The organism is Pseudonocardia sp. P-1 (assembly GCF_058111925.1).
In genome coordinates, this window is the sequence record NZ_CM176614.1 from 2736371 (window position 1) to 2756824 (window position 20454).

Here is a 20454-nt window from a genome sequence, read left to right on the forward strand (position 1 = left end):
GGAGTCCTTATCGGGTCTTCGGGGCGAAAATGCGGGAGATGACGCGGGCGAGGATGTTCAGCACCATGACGATGAGCATCAGCACCAGGGCCGCGGTCCACGCCCGGTCGATGAACGCCTCACGCGGGATACCGGGCACCGCGTAGGAGTAGTACGAGAAGACGGGCAGCGTCGCCATGGGCCCGGAGAACGGGTTGAGGTTGATCCCGAGAGCGGCACCGACCGTGACCAGCAGCGGCGCGGTCTCGCCGATGACCCGGGCGACCGCGAGCGTGATGCCGGTCGCGATACCGCCGGCGGTCGTCGGGATGACGACCTTCAGGATGGTCCGCCACTTCGGGACCCCGAGGGCGAAGGCGGCCTCACGCAGTTCGTTCGGGACGATCTTCAGCATCTCCTCGGTGGAGCGGACCACGATCGGGATCATCAGCACGGTCAGGGCGACCGCACCGACGAACCCGAAGCGGACCCCGGGCCCGAGCAGCAGCGCGAAGAGCGCGTAGGCGAACAGGCCCGCGACGATCGAGGGGATACCGGTCATCACGTCGACGAAGAAGGTGATGGCCCGCGCCAGGCGCGAGTTGTTGCCGTACTCCACCAGGTAGATCGCGGTCAGGATGCCGATCGGGATCGACATCAGGGCGGCGAGCCCGGTGATGATGAGCGTGCCCTGGATGGCGTGCAGACCACCGCCGCCGACACCGACGATGCCGCGCATGGACTGGGTGAAGAAGGTCGCGTCGAACCGTGCCCAGCCCTCGGAGACGACGGTGTAGAGGACCGACACCAGCGGCAGCATGGCCAGCAGGAACGCCGTGGTGACCACGACGGTGACCAGACGGTCGGTGGCCCGGCGACCGCCCTCGACGACCCGGGACACGACGTAGGTCGCGACCGCGTACACGACGGCGGTCGACACCACCCAGAGCCCGACGCCGGAGCCGAGGAGGGCGACGAGCCCACCCGTCAGGACCGCGGAGGCCACGAGCAGCGCCCACGGAGCCCAGGTCGGCAGGCTTCCCGTACGGCGCAGCACCGTGGGCGTCGCAGCGGGGGTCTCCAGACCGGTACTGGTCACGGGTACCTCGGTGTCGGTGCGGTTGCGTTCGGTTCCGGTGGACATCTCAGTTCGCTCCGGAGAAGTCGCGGCGGCGCTCGACGATGTAACGGGCGAGCATGTTCACCAGCAGCGTGATCACGAAGAGCACGAGGCCGGAGGCGATCAGGACGTTCACGTCGAGCCCGGAGGCCTCGGGGAACTGCAGGGCGATGTTCGCCGCGATCGTCGACGGGTTCTCGCTGCTGATCAGGTTCAGCGTCACCGCACCGGAGACCGACAGGATCGTGGCGACCGCCATCGTCTCCCCGAGCGCGCGCCCCAGACCCAGCATCGCCCCGGAGATGACGCCCGAGCGGCCGAACGGCAGCACCGCGAGCCGGATCATCTCCCAGCGGGTGGCACCCAGGGCGAGCGCGGCCTCCTCGTGCAGCTTCGGCGCCTGGAGGAAGACCTCACGGGCGACGGCGGTGATGATCGGCAGGATCATCACCGCGAGGACGACACTGACGACCAGCATGGTCCGGCCGGTGACCGAGGGCGGCCCGGCGAACAACGGGATCCAGCCGAGGTAGTCGTTGAGCCAGACGCTCAGCGCCACCGACGCAGGGGCGAGGGTGAAGGCACCCCAGAACCCGTAGACGATCGACGGGACCGCCGCCAGGAGGTCGACGACGTAGCTCAGCCCCTGTGCGAGCCGGCGGGGCGCGTAGTGACTGATGAACAACGCGACACCGACCGCGAGCGGCGTCGCGATCAGCAAGGCGATCACGGCACCGAGGACCGTGCCGAAGATGAGCGGGGCGATGTAGGCGGCGAGCCCACCGTGCACCTCCTCCGCCGGAGCGACGAGAGCGGGTGCGGCCTCGGAGACGAGGAACGCGGCGACCCCGGCCAGGACGACCAGGATCAAGATCCCCGCACCCTTCGCCGAACCGGCGAAGATGCGGTCACCGAGCTGGCCCGGAGGCTTGCCCGATACGGGTTCGGGCTTCGTTTCCGTGGTGGTCACAGTGATCCCTGTGGGTGCGATCGTGCGCTGGGCAGGGGAGGACGGCACCGGGGAACCCCGGGCTCGGTGTCCATGATGAACACGGCCCGGGGCCCCTGGCTAGATGACATCCGACTCAAGCCGACGGTCAGCCGGCGGCCTTGATCTGGTCGATCACCGGGGTGATCTGGCCACGCAGGGTCTCCGAGAGGGGCGCCGAGCCCGCGTTCTGCGCCGCGGTCTGCTGACCGTCCGTGCTGACCACGTAGTTCAGGAACGCCTTGGTGGTGTCGGCCTGGGCGGCGTCGGGGTAGGTCGGGCAGGCGAGGAGGTACGACACCAGCACCACCGGGTAGGCGCCTCCGGTGGCGGTCCTGTTCAGGTCGAAGGCGAACGAGGTGTCGCCCTGGCCCTCGACGCGCGTGGACTCCTCGAGGATCTTGGCGGCGGCCTCGGCGGTCGGCTCGACGTTCTGGTCGCCCAGCTTCACCTTGGCCTTGCCCAGCTCGCCCGCCTGCGACGCGTCGGCGTAGCCGATCGTGCCGTTACCCGCGTTCACCGCGCCGACGACACCGGACGTGCCCTGGGCGGCCTCGCCGCCCTGGATCGGCCACTCGCCGTCGCCCTCATCGGTCCACACCTGCGCGGCGGCCTTGTTGAGGAAGTCGGTGAAGTTCTCGGTGGTGCCCGACTCGTCCGAGCGGTGCACCGGGGTGACCGCCGTGGCCGGAAGCTGCACCCCCGGGTTGTCCGCGGCGACCTTGGGGTCGTTCCAGGTCGTGATCTCGCCCTTGAACAGGCCCGCGATGGTCGCCGGCGACAGATTCAGGTCCTGCACGCCGTCGAGCTTGTAGACGATGGCGATCGGCGAGACGTAGTTCGGGATCTCGATGACCGAGCCGCCGCAGCGCTGCCGTGCCTGGTTCAGCTGGTCGTCCTTCAGGTACGCGTCCGACCCGGCGAACTGGACCGCCCCCTGGACGAACTGCGTACGGCCACCGCCCGAGCCGACCGGCTGGTAGTTGACCGTCGCGCCGGGGTTCGCGCCGGTGAAGCCGGCGATCCAGGCCTGCATGGCCGCCTGCTGGGAGCTCGCGCCCGCACCGGCGATCTGGCCGGTGACGCCCGAACCCTGGGCGTCCGAGCCGCCGCCCTCGTTCGCCGCACCGCAGCCGGCGACGAACAGGGCGCAGGACGTGGCGATACCGACGGCAGCCAGGCGCGCCCGGGGCGCACGCCGCTTGGTCTTCACTGCAGTTTCCTCCGAGTCGGCAACGAGCCGGTTGCGGGACGGTGGTCTGGGTGACCACCCGGCCGCAGACGCTAGGAGTCGACGTTGGACGCCACCCCCACGGAAGATGAACGTGGGATGAACAGGGTCGGCGACCGGGTGGACCTGCGTCACACGTTCGAACGAACCTCGTCACCGGTCGTCGAACGGTGGCCGGGTCTCACCGGGCGTAGTTGACGTCCGCGGCGTGCACGGCGAACCCGAGGCGTTCGTAGACGGCCACGGCGGGGGCGTTGTCGGCCTCGACGTAGAGCAGCACGGTGTCCAGCCCGCGGTCGTGCAGGTGGTGCAGACCGGCGAGCGTCAGGACCTTCCCGAGTCCCCGCCCGTGGGTGGCCGGGTCGACGCCGAGGACGTAGACCTCGCCCAGGGCCCGCTCGTCGCCGGTCGCCGGGTGGACCTTGGTCCAGTGGTAGCCGAGCAGGGTGCCGCCGCCGTCGACGGCGAGCAGGAACCCGGCCGGGTCGAACCAGTCCTCGGCCTCCCGCGCGGCGAGCTCGGCGCCGGTCCAGCCGCCCTGCTCGGGGTGCCAGTCGAAGGCGGCGTTGTTGACGCGGAGGAACTCGTCGTCGTCGCGGCCGGGCTCGAAGGCGCGGATCGTGACGCCGTCGGGGACGGTCAGGGCGGGCAGCGGGCCCGCCGCAGGGGTGCGGCGCATCTGCCAGAGGACGCGGTCCCGGCGGTAGCCGCGGCCCGCGGCGAGCGCCTTCGCGGCGTCGAGGTCGCCGTGCGCCCACACGTGCGGGTCGGCGGTGACCTTCTCGACCGCGGCGACGAGCGCGCCGCCGATCCCCCGCCGCCGCGCGCGGGGGTGCACCGCCAGCTCGGCGTAGGTGCCGTCGACCTGGGCGTAGCCGGCCACGGCTCCGTCGTCACCGGGGACGACGAGGTGCGTCACACCGTCGGCGGGGGCGTCCGGGCGCAGGTGCATCAGGAACTGCTCGGAGAGCGGTTCGGCGCCGTCGGCGGCGGTCGCCGCCCTCAGCAGGTCCTGCACCGCGGAGACGGTGGCGGCGTCGAGACGGGCGTGCTCCTGCGGGTCCACGAGCGCCGACCCTAGGTCACCGCGCCACCCACGCTCCACGTCCCGGGCCGGTCGGGGGCCGGGCGCCGGGCAGGCGACGGCCCGGGACGGGCTCGGGGTCCGCGTCGTCCTGGTCGGGCGGCGCGGACAGCCCGCCGCGCGACGGGCGGACGAACTTGTAGCCGACGTTGCGCACGGTGCCGATCATCTGCTCGTGCTCGCCGCCGAGCTTGGCGCGCAGCCGCCGGACGTGGACGTCGACGGTGCGGGTGCCACCGAAGAAGTCGTAGCCCCAGACCTCCTGCAGCAGCTGCGCCCGGGTGAACACCCGTCCCGCGTGCTGCGCGAGGTACTTGAGCAGCTCGAACTCCTTGTAGGTGAGTTCCAGCAGCCGGCCCTTGAGCCGCGCCGAGTACGTCGCCTCGTCGATGACGAGCTCGCCGAGGACGAGCGCGCCACCCCCGGACGCGGATTCGGCGCCGGGACGCGACCGCAACAGCCGCAGCCGCGCGTCCACCTCGGCCGGGCCGGTGTCGGGGAGCAGGATCTCGTCGACCACCCACTCGCCGGACACGGCGACCAGGCCGCCCTCGTTCAGCACGGCGATCACCGGCGCGTCGGTCCCGGCGCTGCCCAGCAGCCGGCACAGGCTGCGCGCGGCGACCAGGTCGGAGCGGGCGTCCACCAGGACGGCGTCGTGCGGACCGGCGTCGAGCAGTGCCGCCACCTCGGGCGCCGCGGTCCGCACGTTGTGCGGCAGCAGCGACAGGGCGGGCAGAACGGCTGCCGCATCCGGAGCCGTGGTCAGCAGGAGCAGTTCCATGGACTCCCCCTTCTCGCGATACGCGGACGATACCGGGACGTCACCCCACGGTCAGCCGCAGAGCGACGGGTTTCACGCCACGAACTGGATCGTTCCGGTCGGGGACCGGGACCGCTCCGGGGCCCCGGGGCCGCCCACCGGGCCGGCGACCGGGCTCTCTACCCTGGTCAGGACGTATCCCGATCCTGTGGAGGCCCGGTCGTGGGACGCCCCGTCCGTCGCGTGCTCGCCACCGTCCTGGCGGTGGCCGCCGTGCTCGTCGTGGGCGACCTCGCCACCGGCGCGGCGGTCGAGTCGGGCGTCTCCCGTGCGCTGCGCGACCGGCTCGACCTCCCCGAGGACCCGCGCGTGCAGGTGCACGGCTTCTCGGTCCTCGCCCAGGCCGCGACCGGCCGCTACGACCATGTCGAGATGACGCTGCAGCGGGTCCCGGTCGGGCCGCTGCGCACCCCCGAGCTCCAGGTGCAGATGTACGGCCTGCGCGGGGACCTGTCCGACCTCGCCGGGCCCGGACCCGCCCGGTTCCGCGCCGCGGCGGCCGAGGGGATCGTGCAGGTCAGCCCGAACGACATCCGCCGGATGGTCGTCGACGCCGGTGGGCCGGCCGCCGGGGTGACGCGGCTGTCGGTCGAGGCCGTCGACGCCAACGCGATCGACTCGGTGATCCAGGCCGGCGGCGACCCGACGCTGCGCGGGCTCGACCCGCGCAACGCGGCACGGTTCGTCGCGGAGATGCCGGTGGACGGGGCCGACGCGCAGGTGGCCGTGCTGGCCGTGCTCCTCGTCGACCACGGCACGATGCGGATCGTCCCGCGGGACGTCCGGATCAACGGCTCGGACGAGCCGGTGCCGGACGCGGTCCGCACCTCGATGCTGCGCGCGCTCGCCGTGGACATCGACCCGGGTCCGCTGCCGCTGGGCGTCACCGCGACCTCGGCGGGCGTTCCGGAGTACAACGTCCTGCAGGTCGCCGGGTCCGTGCGCGACCTGAGCGTCGGCGGAGGACCGGGCACGTCCCGCTCCGCGGGCTGAGAGGGGGCGGCGGTGGACGTCACGGGTGCGGTGGTGCTGGTCGTCGTCCTGCTGGTGGCGACGCTCGCCGGGCTGGCCCTGCGCAGCCGTTCGGGGCGGCTCCGGCCCTCCGTCGACGACGGCGGCGCGCCTGCCGTGGCCGGGCCGGGCTGGGAGCTGGCCGGGACCGAGCCGGAGGGGCGCCGGGCGCTGCTGCTGCAGCTGTCCTCACCGGTCTGCGCGCCGTGCCGGCAGACCGCGCGCGTCCTCGACGACCTGGCCGCGGCGGATCCGGGTGTGGCGCACGTGGAGGTCGACGTGGCCGAGCGCGTCGACGTCGCCCGGGCGCTGGGCGTGCTGCGGACCCCGACGACGGTCGTCTTCGACGCCCGCGGTGCCGAGGTCCTGCGGGTCTCCGGGGTCCCGCGCACCGACGAGCTCGTCGCCGCCCTTCCCACCGGCTGAGAACGTGTGTGTGATGTCCGGTGGGCGCCGACCGCTGGGCTCGGCGCGGATCGTCGGCTAGGCTCGGTTCCGTGAACTGGCCGCTGACCCGACGCCGCACGGTCGATCTGTGCCGCCTCGCCGGCTGCCTGTGTCTCGACTCCTGACCCGCGTGTCCTGAGCCCCGGCGTCCCGCGACGCCGAGGTTCCCACCCCGGTTACTGGAGTCCCATGTCCGTCACGGACCGCGGATCCGCGCTCACCGAGCCCCGGCTCGACCCGCGCGGGGTCCGCTTCTCCGCCGCGATCACCACCGTCGTCCTGGCGCTGGTGCTGCTGTCCGGCAGCGGCCTGCTCGTACTCGCGCAGGCCGTCGTCTTCGCCGTCGGCGCGTTCGCCGGCATGCGGTTCGCCCCCTACGGCGTCGTGTACCGGCACCTCATCGCGCCCCGGCTGGGCCCGCCCGCCGAGCGCGAGGACGCCACCCCGGTCCGCTTCTCGCAGACCGTCGGGCTGGTGTTCACCGTCGTCGCGGCGGCCGGCTACCTGTCCGGCCTGACCGTGCTCGGTGTCGTCGCCACGGCGGCGGCCCTCGCGGCGGCCTTCCTCAACGCGGCCTTCGGCTTCTGCCTCGGCTGCGAGATGTACGGGCTCCTCGCCCGCCTGCGCGGCACCGCCGCGCAGTCCTGACCGTTCCACGACACACGATTCGGGAGAGATCGACATGAGCCGCGAGGACGTCCTCGTCACCGCCGACTGGGCGGAAGAGAACCTGGAGACCGACGGGGTGGTGTTCCTCGAGGTCGACGAGGACACCACCGCCTACGACGGGGGGCACATCCCCGGTGCGGTCAAGGTCAACTGGACCGACGAGCTGCAGGACGCTGTCCGTCGCGACATCCCCACCAAGGAGCAGTTCGAGCAGCTGCTCTCCGCCAAGGGTGTCTCGAACGACGACAAGGTCGTGCTCTACGGCGGGAACAACAACTGGTTCGCCGCCTACGCGTACTGGGAGTTCAAGCTCTACGGCCACGACAACGTGGTGCTGCTCGACGGCGGCCGCAAGAAGTGGGAGCTCGACGGCCGGACCCTGACCACCGACGTCAAGGACCGCCCCGCGACCTCCTACACCGCCAAGGAGGCCGACACCTCGATCCGCGCGTTCCGCGACGAGATCGTCGACGCGATCGACGCCAAGAACCTGGTCGACGTCCGGTCGCCCGACGAGTTCTCCGGCAAGATCCTGGCCCCGGCCCACCTCCCGCAGGAGCAGAGCCAGCGGCCGGGCCACGTGCCGAGCGCGATCAACATCCCGTGGTCGAAGGCGGCCAACGAGGACGGCACGTTCAAGTCCAATGACGAGCTCGCCTCGCTGTACAAGGAGGCCGGCTACGACGAGGGCAAGGCGACCATCGCCTACTGCCGCATCGGCGAGCGCTCCAGCCACACCTGGGTCGTGCTGCACGAGCTCCTGGGCCACTCCGACGTCAAGAACTACGACGGCAGCTGGACCGAGTACGGCTCGCTGATCGGCGTGCCGATCGAGCTGGGAGCGAAGTGACATGTGTGCCGCACCCGACCAGAACCTGACCCTGCCCCCGAACACGGACCTCTCCAAGGAGACCGTGCTCGCCGGCCGCGTCGTCGCTGCCGGCGACCCGGTCGCCGGGGCCTTCGTCCGGCTGCTCGACGGCACCGGGGAGTTCACCGCGGAGGTCGTGTCCTCGGCCTCGGGTGACTTCCGGTTCTTCGCCGCCCCGGGCACCTGGACCGTCCGGGCGCTGTCGCGCTCGGGCAACGGGCAGTCCGAGCTCGTCGCCGACGGGCCGGGCCTGCACCAGGCGGAGATCGCCGTCGCCTGACCGGTCCCGGGGCTCGCCCCGGACCACCGCACGTCCTCACGAACGGGCCCCTCGTACGAACCTTTCGTACGAGGGGCCCGTTCGTGCACGGGGACGGGTGGGCGCGGCCCCCGGTGCACGCCCCGGGGGCGGCGGTAGAGTCGCCGGTCGTGCACTGGTTCTCCACCGGGCTGTTGATCGCCCTGTCCGCGGGAACCGCCGCCTGGGCCGGCTGGTTGCTCCGTCGCCTGTTCGTCGTCGAGCCCGCCGCCGCGCCCGGGCCGGGTCCCGATCCCGAACGGGACCCCGACGACCACCACACCGAGGAGCAGACCCCGTGACCGACCCCGAGCCCGCCGCAGCGTCCGACGAGGAGCTGCAGACCACGATCACCGGTCCGGAGAACGCGGCCCCGGACTCCCCGCAGCGCAACCGGCCGCAGTGGCCCGACCTGCCCGTCGACGACGACACCGCCAACCTGCGCCAGGGCCCCGACCTGCACGAGGCCTGCCTCGGCCTGCTGCCGCTGGTCGGTACCTGGCGTGGCACCGGCGAGGTCGTCTACCCGACGATCGAGGGCCCGTTCCACTTCGGCCAGCAGATCACCTGGGCGCACGACGGGCGACCGTTCCTGTCCTACGAGGCCCGGTCCTGGCTGCTCGACGACGACGGCGGGATCATCCGCCAGGCCGCCCGCGAGACCGGGTTCTGGCGCCCCCAGGAGGACGGCTCGATCGAGGTCCTGATCGCGCACCACACCGGGATCGTCGAGGTCTACTACGGGCCGCGGGGCGACATGCGCTCCTGGCAGATCGAGACCGACGCCATCGCCCGGACGCCCTCGGCCAAGGAGGTCACCGCGGCGAAGCGGCTCTACGGCCTGGTCAACCAGGGCGACCTCGCCTACGTCGACGAGCGCGCGATGGTCGGGCAGCCGATGCAGCCGCACATCTCGGCCGTCCTGCACCGCGTGGTCGGCTAGTTGGTCGCGGTCCGGGTCCGCCGCTGCGGCGGGCGGGCGGTGCTGCTGGAGGTCGACGACGCCGCCGGGGTGGCGGCCGTCGTCGCCGCCGTGCGGGACGCCACGCTGCCCGAGGTGCGGGAGCTGGTCCCGGCCGCCCGGACCGTGCTCGTCGAGGTGGCGACCGGAGCCGCCACCGAGCGGGTCGTACAGGTCGCACGGGCCGCGGACGCGGCCGCCGGCGAGGCGGGCACGGGCACCGTCCACACGCTGCCCGTGACCTACGACGGCGAGGATCTCGCGCTCGTCGCCGAGACCGCGGGCCTGTCCGTCGACGAGGTGGTCGCACTGCACAGCGGCGCGGAGTACCGGGTGGACTTCTGCGGATTCGCGCCGGGCTTCGGCTACCTCTCGGGGCTCCCGGAGCCGCTGCGGCAGCCACGCCTGGAGAGCTCGCGGACCGCGGTGCCCGCCGGCTCGGTCGGGATCGCCGACGTCTACAGCTGCGTCTACCCGCGGCGCTCCCCCGGCGGATGGCGGCTGATCGGCCGCACCGACACGGTCCTGTTCGACCCCGACGCCGACCCGCCCGCGCTGTTCACCCCCGGCGACCGCGTCCGGTTCGAGCCCCGGTGAGCGCGCTGCTGGTGATACGGGCCGGGCCGCAGGCGCTGGTGACCGACCGCGGACGTCCGGGGCACGCACACCTGGGGGTGCCGCCGTCGGGCGCGCTGGACGGGCCGGCGTACGAGCTGGGGAACCGTCTGGTCGGCAACGACGACGGCGCCGCCGGGCTGGAGCTGCTCGGCGGCGGGCTGCGGGTGCGTGCCCTGGGGGGCCGGACCGTCGCCGTCACGGGGGCGCCCGCGCCGGTGCGCGTCGACGGCATCCCGGCCGCGTCGCACCGGGCACTGCACCTGCCCGACGGCGCCGAGCTGACGGTCGGGACGCCGGTCGGCGGGCTGCGGTGCTACCTCGCCGTCGCGGGCGGGCTGGAGCTACCGCTCACGCTGGGCAGCCGCAGCACCGACCTGCTGTCCGGGCTGGGGCCCGACCCGGTCGCCGACGGCGACGAGCTGCCGGTCGGCCCGTGGTCCGGCGGGATCCCGGTGTCCGGGCCGGTCCCGGTGTCGCTGCCCGGTGCCGTGGTCGGGCTGCGGGTGCGCCCCGGCCCCCGCGACGACTGGTTCGCCGACCCACGCGCCGCCCTCGCGGATCCGCTGTGGACGGTGACGGCCGACGGGAACAGGATCGGGGTCCGTCTCGACGGGCCGTCCCCGGAGCGGCTCCCGGAGCTGCGCGACCGGGAGCTGCCGAGCGAGGGGATGGTGACCGGCGCGGTGCAGGTGCCGCCGGACGGGCCGCCGGTGGTGTTCCTCGCCGACCGTCCGACGACCGGCGGCTACCCGGTGATCGCCGTCGTCGAGCGCGCCGACCTGCCGCTGCTCGCCCAGGCCCCGCCGGGAACGGGCGTGCGGTTCACCGTGCTGCACTGAGGCTCAGCGCTCGGCGTCCTCGCCGTCGAGGATGGTGCGGACCTCGTCGACGGCCATCCCGGACAACCGGCCGATCTGCGCCGGGTCGAGGCCGCACTCGTGCAGGTGCCGGACGGCGCCGGCCAGGTCGTCGCGGCGGCGACGCAGGACCTCGTCGAGCTCGGCGATGCGGTCGCGGGTGTCGTCGAGCCGCTCGGTCGCGTCGACGGCGCGGGCCGGGTTCTCCAGCAGCACACCGAGCAGCCGGTCCTTCGCGTCGCCGGCCGCCGGGGTGCGCGCCCCCGCGGTCGGGACGACGGCGAGCGGCAGCTCCTGCTGCTCGCCACCGGGGGCGTCGGGCTGCGGGTCGACGACGCCGTCGGTGGCGCGCAGGCGCGCCCGCTGCACGGCGCGGGCCGCGAGGGCCTGCTGCACGGCCCGGGAGACCGGTTCGGGGGTCGGCCGGGACGTGATCTCGGACCCGGCGGGCGGGGTCGGCGCGGGGGGTGGCACCGCCGGGATCCCGGACGTCGCGGGGAGGTCCTCGGCGGCCGGCTCCGCGCGCTCGGCCGACCAGGGCGGCAGCGGGCCGGCCGCGGTGTCCTTCGGGGCGGCCGGAGCCGGGTCCGCGGCAGGGGGCACGGTGTCGTCCCCGGCGGCCGGGGCCTGCCCGGCTGCGGCGGGCGTGGCGTCCGGGCCGGGCGCGACGACGTCGGTGAGGTCGTCGACGATGCGCAGCCGTGCGACCGGCCACTCCGGCACCGGCGGCGTGGCCGGGTCGTCGGGGGTGCCCGCGGCGTCCCGGGCCACGGTGGTGTCGGTCGGGGCCGCGTCATCGGCCCCGGCGGCGTCGCTCGCGGCAGCGGCGTCGCTCGCGGCAGCGGCGTCGATCGCGGCAGCGGCGGTCGCGGCGGCGTCGCTCGCGACGGCGGCCTCGGCCCCGGCAGCGGCGTCGGCCCCGGACGGATCCGCGGCACGGAGCGTGGCGGAGGCACGGCCCGGGTCGACGGTGTCGGTCCCGGTCCCCGCGTCCCGGACCCGTCGCAGCCCGGTCGACCGGGGGCGCGGGGTCGGCCGTGGCCGGGGCAGTGGCTCCACCGCGGCACCCGACGCCCCGATTCCCGACGCGGCACCCGGAACCGGCGACGCCGCGGCGAGCGACACGGCGGCCGTCGCCTCCGGGTCGCGCCCCCGGGCGAGGGTGGCCGCGTCGGGCTGCTCGTCGGCCGGGGCGAACAGCGCCTCCAGCGAGCCCTCGGCCCCGTCGTCGTCGCGGGCGGCGTGGCGCCCTGCACCGGGGGCGACCACGGCGCCGGCGTATGCGGGTACCCGGGGCAGCGGACCGGTGTCCGCGCCGCGCTCGGCGACCACGTCCGCGACGGTCCGTGCACGGGCCGGGCGCGGCGGGTCGGCCGGGCCACCGGCCGCCTCACCGGTCCAGTCCGCAGAGGACGGCTGCGGGTCCGCGGCCGCGCGCGGGGGCTCGAGCGGCAGCGGCCCGGGCGCGGGGGTGCGGCGCACACGCCACACCCCCCACAGGACCAGGACCACGAGCACGCCCGCACCCAGCACCGCCACGAGGGGCAGGACCGGGACCGTGAACGAGCCGAGCTGCATGGGCCCGGACCTTATTGGGGTCCCGGGCCCCGCGCGGGGAACCTCAGCTGCTGCGCGTCCCCGTCGACGGCTGCGCCGCGCCCGTCCGGCCCTTGTCGCCGGTGGCCGCACCGGAACCGTTGCGGGTCGCGCCGTTGCCCTTCTCGCCACCCTGCGACGACGGCTCGGACGCCGACGACGCACCGTTACGACCGTTCTGACCGTGGCCGGCCTGGCCGGAGCCGTTGCGGGACCCCTCCGGACCGGGTCGCCCCGGACCGCGCCCGGCGGCCGGGTTCGCGGTCGTCGGCGGCTCCGCGTCGGCCTTCGTGCCCTCGGCCGCGGTGCCCTTCTCCCCCGCCGACGGCTTCTGCGAACCATCCGTTGGGGTGTCACCGGAACGGCGGACGGCGCCGACCGCGACCGTGCGCTCGGCGTCGCCGCCGGGCGTCGGACGCGGGTCCTGGCGCGGCACGGCCGACGTCTTCGGCTCCGCCTCGACCGGGCGGGACTCCGACGCGGGCCGGAACAGCTCGGCGGGCTCGGGCTCGTCCCCGGGCCGGACGGCGGTGGTGCGCTCGGCACCGCCCTGCTGCCCGGTGGGGGCCGGCGACGGGCGCGGGCCCGGTGCGGGCCGCGGACCCGGGCGCGGGCCGGCGGGCTTGTCCCCGTCGGCACCGCCGGGCCGCGGGCCCTGGGCGTCCGTCCGGGCGGGCTGCGGTGCCCCGGCCGGACGGTCGGCACCCGCCCCACCGGCGCCGGGCTTGGCCGGACCGGAGTCGGACCGGGACGGGGAACCGGAGTCCTGGCGCGCCGGGGCGGGCCCCGGCTGCGGACGCGGACCGGGCCGCGGCGCGGGTGCCGCATCGCCCGACGGCGACGCCTGGGCGGCCGCCGGTCGGGCACCGTTCACCCCGGCGCCGTTGACACCGGCCGCGGGGGCCTGCGGGCGGCCGTTCGGGGCGCCCTGCGGACGCGTGGGCCCCTGATCCTTCTGACCGGGACGCTGCTCGGCCCCCGGGCGCTCCTCAGCACCGGACCGGGCACCGGGGCGCTGCGGCTCCGGTGCACCCGGGCGCGGCCCGGGCCGACCGGACCGCTGGTCCGCGGAGTCGGGACGGGCCTGGTCGGAGCGACCCTGGTCGGGACGCCCGGGCCGGGCGTCGGCAGCCTGCCCCGGGCGGGCGGAGGCGTCCGCACCCGTGCCGGCGGCAGCGGCGGCCGGCGTGGCGCCGGCACCGGACTGCGCGGCGGGCTTCGGCCCGGGGCTCGGCTGACCGGCGGGCTGGGCGGCACCGGACTGGCCGGTGCCGGGCCGCTCGCCCGCGGCGGGCTTCGCGGAGCGGTCGTCGGACGACCCGGCCTCGCCGGACGGTCCGCCGAGCTTCTGCCCCGGACCGGGGGCCGGCCGGATCTCGTGGCGGGCCTTGTCCCCGGTGGCCGGGGCCTTCCCGACCTCGGCGCGCAGCTCGTCGCGACGCCGGGTCAGCTCCCCGACCTCGGTGCGGAGCTTGTCGCCCTGTTCACGGGCCCGGTCGGCGTCCGCGCGGGCGCGGTCGACCTGCTTGCGGGCCTCGGTGACGACACGCTCGGCGTCGGCACGGGCCTTGCTGCGGATCTCCTCCGCCTCCTCCTCCGCCTTCTGCAGGATAGCCTGCATGCGGTCGGAGAAGTTGTCGACGGCACCGTGCCGGTCGGGATCCGAGGGCCCCGGGCCGGGACGCGGCCCCGGACGCGGTGCCGGACGCGGCGGCCCGCCGGCCGGACCGGCGGCGAACCCGCCGGGCGGCGGCACCGGCATCGGCGGCGGCATGGGCCGGCTCCGCAGTGCGTCGATGTCCGCGCGCATCCGGCCCATGAGCCGCTGCATCTGGACGATGTGCTCGTCCACCTGCCGACGGTCGTAGCCGCGGAGAACGACGTCGAACCGCGGGGAACCGCCCGGGCGGTCCGCCCCGTCTGCCGTCATCGCCTCTCCTCAGGTCGTCGACATGGGTGCCCTCGGAGGGCACGTACGAGGTCGGCGGACCGACGGTTCGGCGCGACCTCGCCGGTCAGGGTAGTCACGACGACGGGGTCGCGGCGAACCACGCAGCGTGCAACGGTCGTCCGTCGGCGTGGCGGGCCCCGCGACGGACGGTTCCGTGACACGATGTGCGGTCACCGTCCTCGTGGCCCGAGCCTACCGGGCCGTACCGAATACCATCGGCGGTGTGGACAGCACACTGAAGGGCACGTTGCACCGGCGTGGGCTCCGGATGACCCCTCAACGCCAGCTCGTGCTGGACGCGGTCCGGCAGCTGGGGCACGCGACACCCGAGCAGGTGTGCAGCCGGGTCCAGGCGACGGCGCCGGCGGTGAACATCACGACGGTGTACCGGACGCTGGACCTGCTCGAGGAGCTCGGCGTCGTCCGGCACGCCCATCTCGGGCACGGTGCGCCGACCTACTCCGAGCACCAGCACCGCCACGTCCATCTCGTCTGCCACCACTGCGGCCGGGTGGACGAGGCGCCGACCGAGCTGCTCTCCGATGTGGCGAGTCGCACGCTCGCCGACCTGGGCTTCCACCTGGACGCGACGCACGTGGCCCTGTCCGGCACGTGCGTCGACTGTGCGCACGACGACGAGGACTCCGCCGACGGAGCCCCCGAGCAGGACGACACGGCGCCCCAGGAGGGCGCGGAGGGAGACCGGTGACCGTTCCCGGATCCGAGCAGGACCCCGACACCACCGACAACGCCGAGGACACGACCCCCGACCCGGACGACGTCGTCGCCGCGCACCACGGCGACCCGCCGGCCGAGCAGCGGGCGATGGCCCGCTCCGCCGCCGTCGTCGACCGCGGGCACCGCGAGGTGCTGGCGGTGACCGGCGAGGAGCGGCTGTCCTGGCTGCACCTGCTGCTCACCCAGCACGTCAGCGAGCTGCCGCCCGGCACCGGCACCGAGGCCCTGGTGCTCGACGCGCAGGGCAGGGTGCTGCACCACATGGCCGTCGCGTCGTCGGCGGACACGGTCTGGCTGGACACCGAGCCCGGCGAGGGCGCGGCACTGCTCGACTACCTGGCGAAGATGGTCTTCTGGTCGAAGGTGGAGCCGCGTGACGTCACCGCCGAGCTGGCGGTGCTGTCGGTCGTCGGCCCGGAGACCCCGGCCGTGCTCGCCGCGGCGGGGCTGCCGGTGCCCGATGCGCCGAACGGCGTCACGGCCCTGCCGGACGGCGGCTTCGTGCGACGGATGCCGTGGCCGGGCCGGGACGCGGCGGACGTCGTCGTCCCCCGCGGGACGAAGGAGGCCCGCTGGGCGGACCTCACCGCGGCCGGGGCGCGGGCCGCCGGGACGATCGCGTTCGAGGCGCTGCGGGTGGAGTCGCGCGCACCGCGCCTGCACCGCGACACCGACGACCGCACCATCCCGCACGAGGTCGGCTGGATCGGCTCCGCCGTGCACCTCACCAAGGGCTGCTACCGGGGCCAGGAGACCGTCGCCCGGGTCGCGAACCTGGGGCGCCCGCCGCGGCGCACGGTGCTGCTGATGCTCGACGCCGGCGACGAGGACCTGCCGCGCACCGGCGACCCGGTGGTGCGCGACGGCCGCACGGTCGGCCGCGTGGGCACGGTCGTCCAGCACCACGAGCTGGGCCCGGTGGCGCTCGCGCTGCTCAAGCGGTCGGTCCCGGTGGACGCCGAGCTGACCGCGGGTGTCGACGACCGGGTCTCCCCCGCGACGATCGACCCGGACTCCTACGAGCCGGACCCGGACACCCCGCCGCCGGGCCGCGCGGCCCGGGAACGGGCGGGTGGCGCCGCGCGTCGCGGATGACGCGCGGCCCGGCCGGACCGCCGTGGGGCGACCACCGGGTGAACACGCGGGGCCCCGCGCCGGTCCGGGGCCGGGTCCGCCTGTGACGACGGCGGTGCCGCGTCGCATGTTCCGGGGTGAGCAGGGTACGGTTGTTTTCACGACATTGATGAGACGAGAGGGGCCGCCGGGTCGTGCGCAATGACCGGCCGCCCCTTCCCTGTTGTAAGGGGGACCTGCCATGGGGCGTGGACGAGCCAAGGCCAAGCAGACGAAGGTGGCCCGTGAGCTCAAGTACAGCTCCCCTTCTATGGATCTCGACGCCTTGCAGCGGGAGATCGGTAGCGCGACGGCGGTGACTACCGACAGCCGCGAGGACGACTACGGCGAGTACGACGACCTCGCCGCCAAGTACAACGACGAGGACGACGACCCTCGCCGTTGACGGCCACCCCGGCGCCCGGCCCCCCGTCGTGACACGGCGGCCCGGGCGCCGCGGCACGTGCCGACCCGGGCGGTTTCCCCCGGCCGGTCGGATAGGGCAAGATCATCACCAGTCTCCTGTGAGAGGCTTGGTCACCGATCCCGTCACGCCCGAGGTGTTCAGCAGATGCGCGGCAACCTGTTCGCGGTCGCCGTCAACCTCGTCGTGCTGACCGTGCGGTCCGACCGTCTGCACGTGCTGCTCATCGAGCGGGGCGAGCCCCCGTTCCTCGGGCACTGGGCCCTGCCCGGTGGTTTCGTCCGCCCGGAGGAGGACCTCGTGCACACCGCCAGCCGGCGGTTGGGCGAGGAGACCGGGGCCGACACCGGCAGCGCCGTGTGCGGGCACCTCGAGCAGCTGGCGAGCTACGCCGCACCCGACCGCGATCCCGGTGGCCGGGTCCTGTCCGTGGGCTACCTCGCGCTGCTGCCGGACATGCCGGAGCCGACGCCGGGTGGCGGGGCCGCCGCGTCCGCGTGGTGCGCCGTCGACGACGTGCCGCCGCTGGCGTTCGACCACCGGCGCATCCTCGCCGACGGCGTGGAGCGGGCGAAGTCGAAGCTCGAGTACACGACGCTCGCCGTGTCGTTCTGCCCGGACGAGTTCACGGTGACCGACCTGCGCCGGGTCTACGAGGCCGTCTGGGAGACCTCTCTGGACCCGCGCAACTTCCAGCGCAAGGTGACCTCCACCGACGGCTTCCTCGTGCCGACGACGACGCTGGTCACCGGCGGCCGCGGGCGGCCACCCCGGTTGTTCCGCCGCGGCCCGGCGACGGCGCTGCACCCGCCGATGCTGCGTGAGTCGCACCGCGCCGGGAACCGGCAGCCGGCGCCGCACGACACGGAGCTGCACCACTCCGTCGAGTGAGGGCGGACGGCGCGGGACCGCCTCAGAAACGGGGGTGCTCCCCGCGCAGCTGCACCCGGGCGCCGAGCTCGCCGGAACCGGCACCGTCGATGTCGCCGATCCGGCCGACCTCACCCAGGATCCAGGCGGGGACGTGCCGGGCGGTGAGGACGGCGAGGGCGCGGTCGACGTCCTCGGGCGGCAGCACCGCGACCATCCCGACGCCCATGTTGAACGTCTTCTCCATCTCCGCGCGCTCGACCCGGCCGCGGGACTGGATCAGCTTGAAGATCGGGGCCGGGGTCCACGAGCCGCGCTCCACGGTGGCCGCGAGGCCCTCCGGCAGCACCCGCTCCAGGTTGCGGGCCAGCCCTCCGCCGGTGATGTGGGAGAACGTCCGCACGCCGGTCTCGGCGGTGATCGCCAGGCAGTCCTTGGCGTAGATCCGGGTCGGGACGAGCAGCTCCTCGCCGAGGGAGTGGTCGAACTCCTCCAGCTCACCGGCCAGCGGCAGCCGGGCGATGTCGAGCAGCACGTGGCGGGCCAGGGAGTAGCCGTTGGAGTGCAGCCCGGAGGAGCCGAACGCGACCAGCACGTCGCCGGGGCGGACGCGCTCGGGCCGCAGCATCTTCTCGGCGTCGACGACACCGACACCGGTGGCGGAGAGGTCGTAGGCGCCCTCCTCCATCAGCCCGGGGTGCTCGGCGGTCTCGCCACCGAGCAGCGCGCAGCCCGCGGTCTGGCAGCCCTCGGCGATGCCGCGCACGATCGTCGCCACCCGGTCGGGGACGATCTTGCCGATGGCGATGTAGTCCTGCAGGAACAGCGGCTCGGCCCCGCAGACGACCAGGTCGTCCACGACCATCGCGACGAGGTCCTGGCCGATGGTGTCGTGCTTGTCCATCGCCTGCGCGATCGCGACCTTGGTGCCGACGCCGTCGGTCGAGGCGGCCAGCACCGGCTCGGAGTACTTGCCGAACTTCGCCGCGAACAGACCGGCGAAACCGCCGATGCCGCCGCGCACCTCGGGCCGGGTGGCCTTCTCGGCGAACGGACGGAAACGCTCGACCGCCTGCTCCCCCGCGTCGATGTCCACCCCCGCGGAGGCGTAGCTGGCGGGGCCGGGCTCGGTCGAGGGCATGCGAGGTCTCTCCAGGTCGGGACGGGGTCGTGATCGGGTGCCGCTACGGGCGGGTCAGCGCTTCTCCGGCACCGTATCCGACGGACAGCGGGCCGGGATCGCCAGAGGCGGCGCCGGACGCCGTCGGCTCCGGGACGTCCTCCAGCAGGTGCTTGCCGAGCTGGGCCTCCTCCGGCAGCGGGATCGGGTATTCCCCGTCGAAGCAGGCGCAGCACAGCCGCGACCGCGGCTGCTCGGAGGCGGCGACCATCTGCTCGACCGAGACGTAGCCGAGGCTGTCCGAGCCGATCGAGCGCCGGACACCCTCGGTGTCGGCGCCGTTGGCGATCAGCTCGGCCCGGCTGGCGAAGTCGATGCCGTAGAAGCAGGGCCAGCGCACGGGCGGCGAGGCGATCCGCACGTGCACCTCGAGGGCGCCGGCCTCGCGCAGCATCCGCACCAGCGCGCGCTGGGTGTTGCCGCGGACGATCGAGTCGTCGACGACGACCAGCCGCTTGCCCCGGATGACGTTGCGCAGCGGGTTCAGCTTCAGCCGGATGCCGAGCTGGCGGATGGTCTGGCTGGGCTGGATGAAGGTGCGCCCGACGTAGGCGTTCTTCACCAGGCCCTGGCCGTAGGGGATGCCGGAGCCCTGGGCGTAGCCGATCGCGGCCGGGGTGCCGGACTCCGGGACCGGGATGACCAGGTCGGCCTCGACCGGGTGCTCCTCGGCGAGCCGGCGGCCGATCTCCACCCGGGTGTCGTAGACCGAGCGGCCGGCGATGGTGGTGTCCGGGCGCGCCAGGTAGACGTACTCGAACACGCAGCCCTTCGGCTCCGGGGCGGCGAAGCGCTGGCTGCGGATGCCGTCGGCGTCGATCGCGATGAGCTCGCCCGGCTCGACCTCGCGGACGAACGAGGCGCCGACGATGTCCAGCGCCGCCGTCTCCGATGCGACGACCCAGCCGCGCTCCAGGCGGCCCAGGACCAGCGGGCGGACGCCGTGGGAGTCGCGGGCGGCGTAGAGGGTGCTCTCGTCGGCGAAGGTCAGCGAGAACGCGCCGCGCAGCCGCGGCAGCAGCCGCATCGCGGCCTCGTAGACGCCGAGGTCCGCGGCGCCCGCGGCCAGCAGCTCGGTGAGCAGGTCGGAGTCGGTGGTCGCGCGCAGCCCGGACCGCTTGCGGTTCTCCAGCTTCGCGACGTCCTCGCGCAGCTCGGCGGTGTTCACCAGGTTGCCGTTGTGACCCAGCGCCAGACCGGAGCCCGCGGCCGTGGTGCGGAACGTCGGCTGGGCGTTCTCCCAGGTCGTCGCACCGGTCGTCGAGTAGCGGCAGTGGCCGACGGCGAGGTGCCCGCGCAGCGAGGACAGCGTCTGCTCGTCGAACACCTGGCTGACCAGGCCGAGGTCCTTGAACACCACGGTGCGGCGGCCGTCGGACACGGCGATGCCTGCGGCCTCCTGGCCGCGGTGCTGCAGCGCGTAGAGGCCGTAGTAGGTCATCTTCGCGACGTCCTCGCCGGGGGCCCAGACGCCGAACACACCGCACTCCTCGCGGGGTCCTTGCTCGTCGGGCTCGGCGACGGGGGGTGCGACGGGGGTGAGGGAGAGGGTTCGTTCAGGGCTGACGTGCTCGTTCCGGACGGAACTCAACGCGGCGCTCCTCGGCTGGCGGCGTACCGGGACC

The 20454-nt window shown here is 74.5% G+C and carries 23 protein-coding genes; 14 read left to right on the plus strand and 9 right to left on the minus strand.

Annotated features, from left to right (window positions below; all coding sequences use genetic code 11):
• Positions 1–7: 7 nt before the first annotated feature.
• From pstA to AC0GKK_RS13315, 5 genes are all read right to left on the minus strand, one after another.
• Complete coding sequence (gene pstA, locus AC0GKK_RS13295) at positions 8–1123, minus strand: phosphate ABC transporter permease PstA (protein WP_357438474.1); 1116 nt, start codon at positions 1121–1123, stop codon at positions 8–10.
• Position 1124: 1 nt separating this feature from the next.
• Positions 1125–2069 (minus strand): phosphate ABC transporter permease subunit PstC, encoded by a 945-nt coding sequence (gene pstC, locus AC0GKK_RS13300; protein WP_073575849.1) that lies wholly within the window; start codon positions 2067–2069, stop codon positions 1125–1127.
• A 127-nt stretch (positions 2070–2196) separates the two neighbouring features.
• Positions 2197–3300, minus strand: a complete 1104-nt coding sequence (pstS, locus tag AC0GKK_RS13305) for a phosphate ABC transporter substrate-binding protein PstS (protein ID WP_405419971.1) — start codon at positions 3298–3300, stop codon at positions 2197–2199.
• A 199-nt stretch (positions 3301–3499) separates the two neighbouring features.
• Entirely contained in the window at positions 3500–4384 is an 885-nt protein-coding gene (gene mshD, locus AC0GKK_RS13310; RefSeq protein WP_489881736.1) for a mycothiol synthase, read from the minus strand.
• A 16-nt stretch (positions 4385–4400) separates the two neighbouring features.
• Positions 4401–5186, minus strand: coding sequence for a winged helix-turn-helix transcriptional regulator (locus AC0GKK_RS13315; protein WP_489881737.1), 786 nt, complete (start codon positions 5184–5186; stop codon positions 4401–4403).
• A 201-nt stretch (positions 5187–5387) separates the two neighbouring features.
• Between AC0GKK_RS13315 and AC0GKK_RS13320 the strand changes: the two genes are divergently transcribed.
• The 10 genes from AC0GKK_RS13320 (at position 5388) to AC0GKK_RS13365 (ending at position 10939) form a co-directional block, all read left to right on the plus strand.
• Entirely contained in the window at positions 5388–6218 is an 831-nt protein-coding gene (locus AC0GKK_RS13320) for an LmeA family phospholipid-binding protein (RefSeq protein WP_489881738.1), read from the plus strand.
• 12 nt (positions 6219–6230) lie between these two features.
• On the plus strand, positions 6231–6662 hold the full coding sequence (locus AC0GKK_RS13325) for a thioredoxin family protein (RefSeq protein ID WP_489881739.1): 432 nt from the start codon (positions 6231–6233) through the stop codon (positions 6660–6662).
• A 71-nt stretch (positions 6663–6733) separates the two neighbouring features.
• Complete coding sequence (locus AC0GKK_RS13330; RefSeq protein ID WP_350662235.1) at positions 6734–6808, plus strand: putative leader peptide; 75 nt, start codon at positions 6734–6736, stop codon at positions 6806–6808.
• A 64-nt stretch (positions 6809–6872) separates the two neighbouring features.
• On the plus strand, positions 6873–7331 hold the full coding sequence (locus AC0GKK_RS13335) for a DUF4395 domain-containing protein (protein WP_345641394.1): 459 nt from the start codon (positions 6873–6875) through the stop codon (positions 7329–7331).
• 34 nt (positions 7332–7365) lie between these two features.
• The gene (locus AC0GKK_RS13340) at positions 7366–8202 is read left to right on the plus strand and encodes a sulfurtransferase (protein ID WP_224403751.1); all 837 of its coding nucleotides are present in this window, start codon (positions 7366–7368) and stop codon (positions 8200–8202) included.
• 1 nt (position 8203) lies between these two features.
• Positions 8204–8503 (plus strand): DUF1416 domain-containing protein, encoded by a 300-nt coding sequence (locus tag AC0GKK_RS13345; protein WP_208820632.1) that lies wholly within the window; start codon positions 8204–8206, stop codon positions 8501–8503.
• Between the two features lie 149 nt (positions 8504–8652).
• Entirely contained in the window at positions 8653–8823 is a 171-nt protein-coding gene (locus AC0GKK_RS13350; protein ID WP_168169561.1) for a hypothetical protein, read from the plus strand.
• A 35-nt stretch (positions 8824–8858) separates the two neighbouring features.
• Positions 8859–9464: a heme-binding beta-barrel domain-containing protein gene (locus AC0GKK_RS13355; RefSeq protein WP_062404071.1), complete on the plus strand. Its 606-nt coding sequence runs from the start codon at positions 8859–8861 to the stop codon at positions 9462–9464.
• Positions 9465–10079, plus strand: coding sequence for a 5-oxoprolinase subunit B family protein (locus AC0GKK_RS13360; protein ID WP_489881740.1), 615 nt, complete (start codon positions 9465–9467; stop codon positions 10077–10079).
• Entirely contained in the window at positions 10076–10939 is an 864-nt protein-coding gene (locus AC0GKK_RS13365) for a 5-oxoprolinase subunit C family protein (RefSeq protein WP_489881741.1), read from the plus strand. The genes AC0GKK_RS13360 and AC0GKK_RS13365 overlap by 4 nt, the downstream gene beginning before the upstream one ends.
• Positions 10940–10942: 3 nt before the next feature.
• Here AC0GKK_RS13365 and AC0GKK_RS13370 read toward each other — a convergent pair whose 3' ends face one another.
• Both AC0GKK_RS13370 and AC0GKK_RS13375 read right to left on the minus strand, forming a co-directional pair.
• On the minus strand, positions 10943–12535 hold the full coding sequence (locus AC0GKK_RS13370; RefSeq protein WP_489881742.1) for a hypothetical protein: 1593 nt from the start codon (positions 12533–12535) through the stop codon (positions 10943–10945).
• Positions 12536–12578: 43 nt separating this feature from the next.
• Complete coding sequence (locus tag AC0GKK_RS13375) at positions 12579–14483, minus strand: DivIVA domain-containing protein (protein ID WP_489881743.1); 1905 nt, start codon at positions 14481–14483, stop codon at positions 12579–12581.
• 244 nt (positions 14484–14727) lie between these two features.
• Between AC0GKK_RS13375 and AC0GKK_RS13380 the strand changes: the two genes are divergently transcribed.
• From AC0GKK_RS13380 to AC0GKK_RS13395, 4 genes are all read left to right on the plus strand, one after another.
• Entirely contained in the window at positions 14728–15213 is a 486-nt protein-coding gene (locus AC0GKK_RS13380) for a Fur family transcriptional regulator (RefSeq protein WP_412763154.1), read from the plus strand.
• On the plus strand, positions 15210–16337 hold the full coding sequence (gene ygfZ / locus AC0GKK_RS13385) for a CAF17-like 4Fe-4S cluster assembly/insertion protein YgfZ (RefSeq protein ID WP_489881744.1): 1128 nt from the start codon (positions 15210–15212) through the stop codon (positions 16335–16337). The genes AC0GKK_RS13380 and ygfZ overlap by 4 nt, the downstream gene beginning before the upstream one ends.
• Positions 16338–16557: 220 nt before the next feature.
• Positions 16558–16761 (plus strand): DUF3073 domain-containing protein, encoded by a 204-nt coding sequence (locus tag AC0GKK_RS13390; RefSeq protein WP_062399683.1) that lies wholly within the window; start codon positions 16558–16560, stop codon positions 16759–16761.
• A 165-nt stretch (positions 16762–16926) separates the two neighbouring features.
• Positions 16927–17670, plus strand: a complete 744-nt coding sequence (locus AC0GKK_RS13395; RefSeq protein WP_489881745.1) for an NUDIX hydrolase — start codon at positions 16927–16929, stop codon at positions 17668–17670.
• 22 nt (positions 17671–17692) lie between these two features.
• On the opposite strand, the gene purM is transcribed toward AC0GKK_RS13395, so the two are convergent.
• Entirely contained in the window at positions 17693–18790 is a 1098-nt protein-coding gene (purM, locus tag AC0GKK_RS13400) for a phosphoribosylformylglycinamidine cyclo-ligase (protein WP_489881746.1), read from the minus strand.
• Positions 18791–18833: 43 nt separating this feature from the next.
• Positions 18834–20420, minus strand: a complete 1587-nt coding sequence (purF, locus tag AC0GKK_RS13405; RefSeq protein WP_489881747.1) for an amidophosphoribosyltransferase — start codon at positions 20418–20420, stop codon at positions 18834–18836.
• Between the last annotated feature and the right edge of the window lie 34 nt (positions 20421–20454).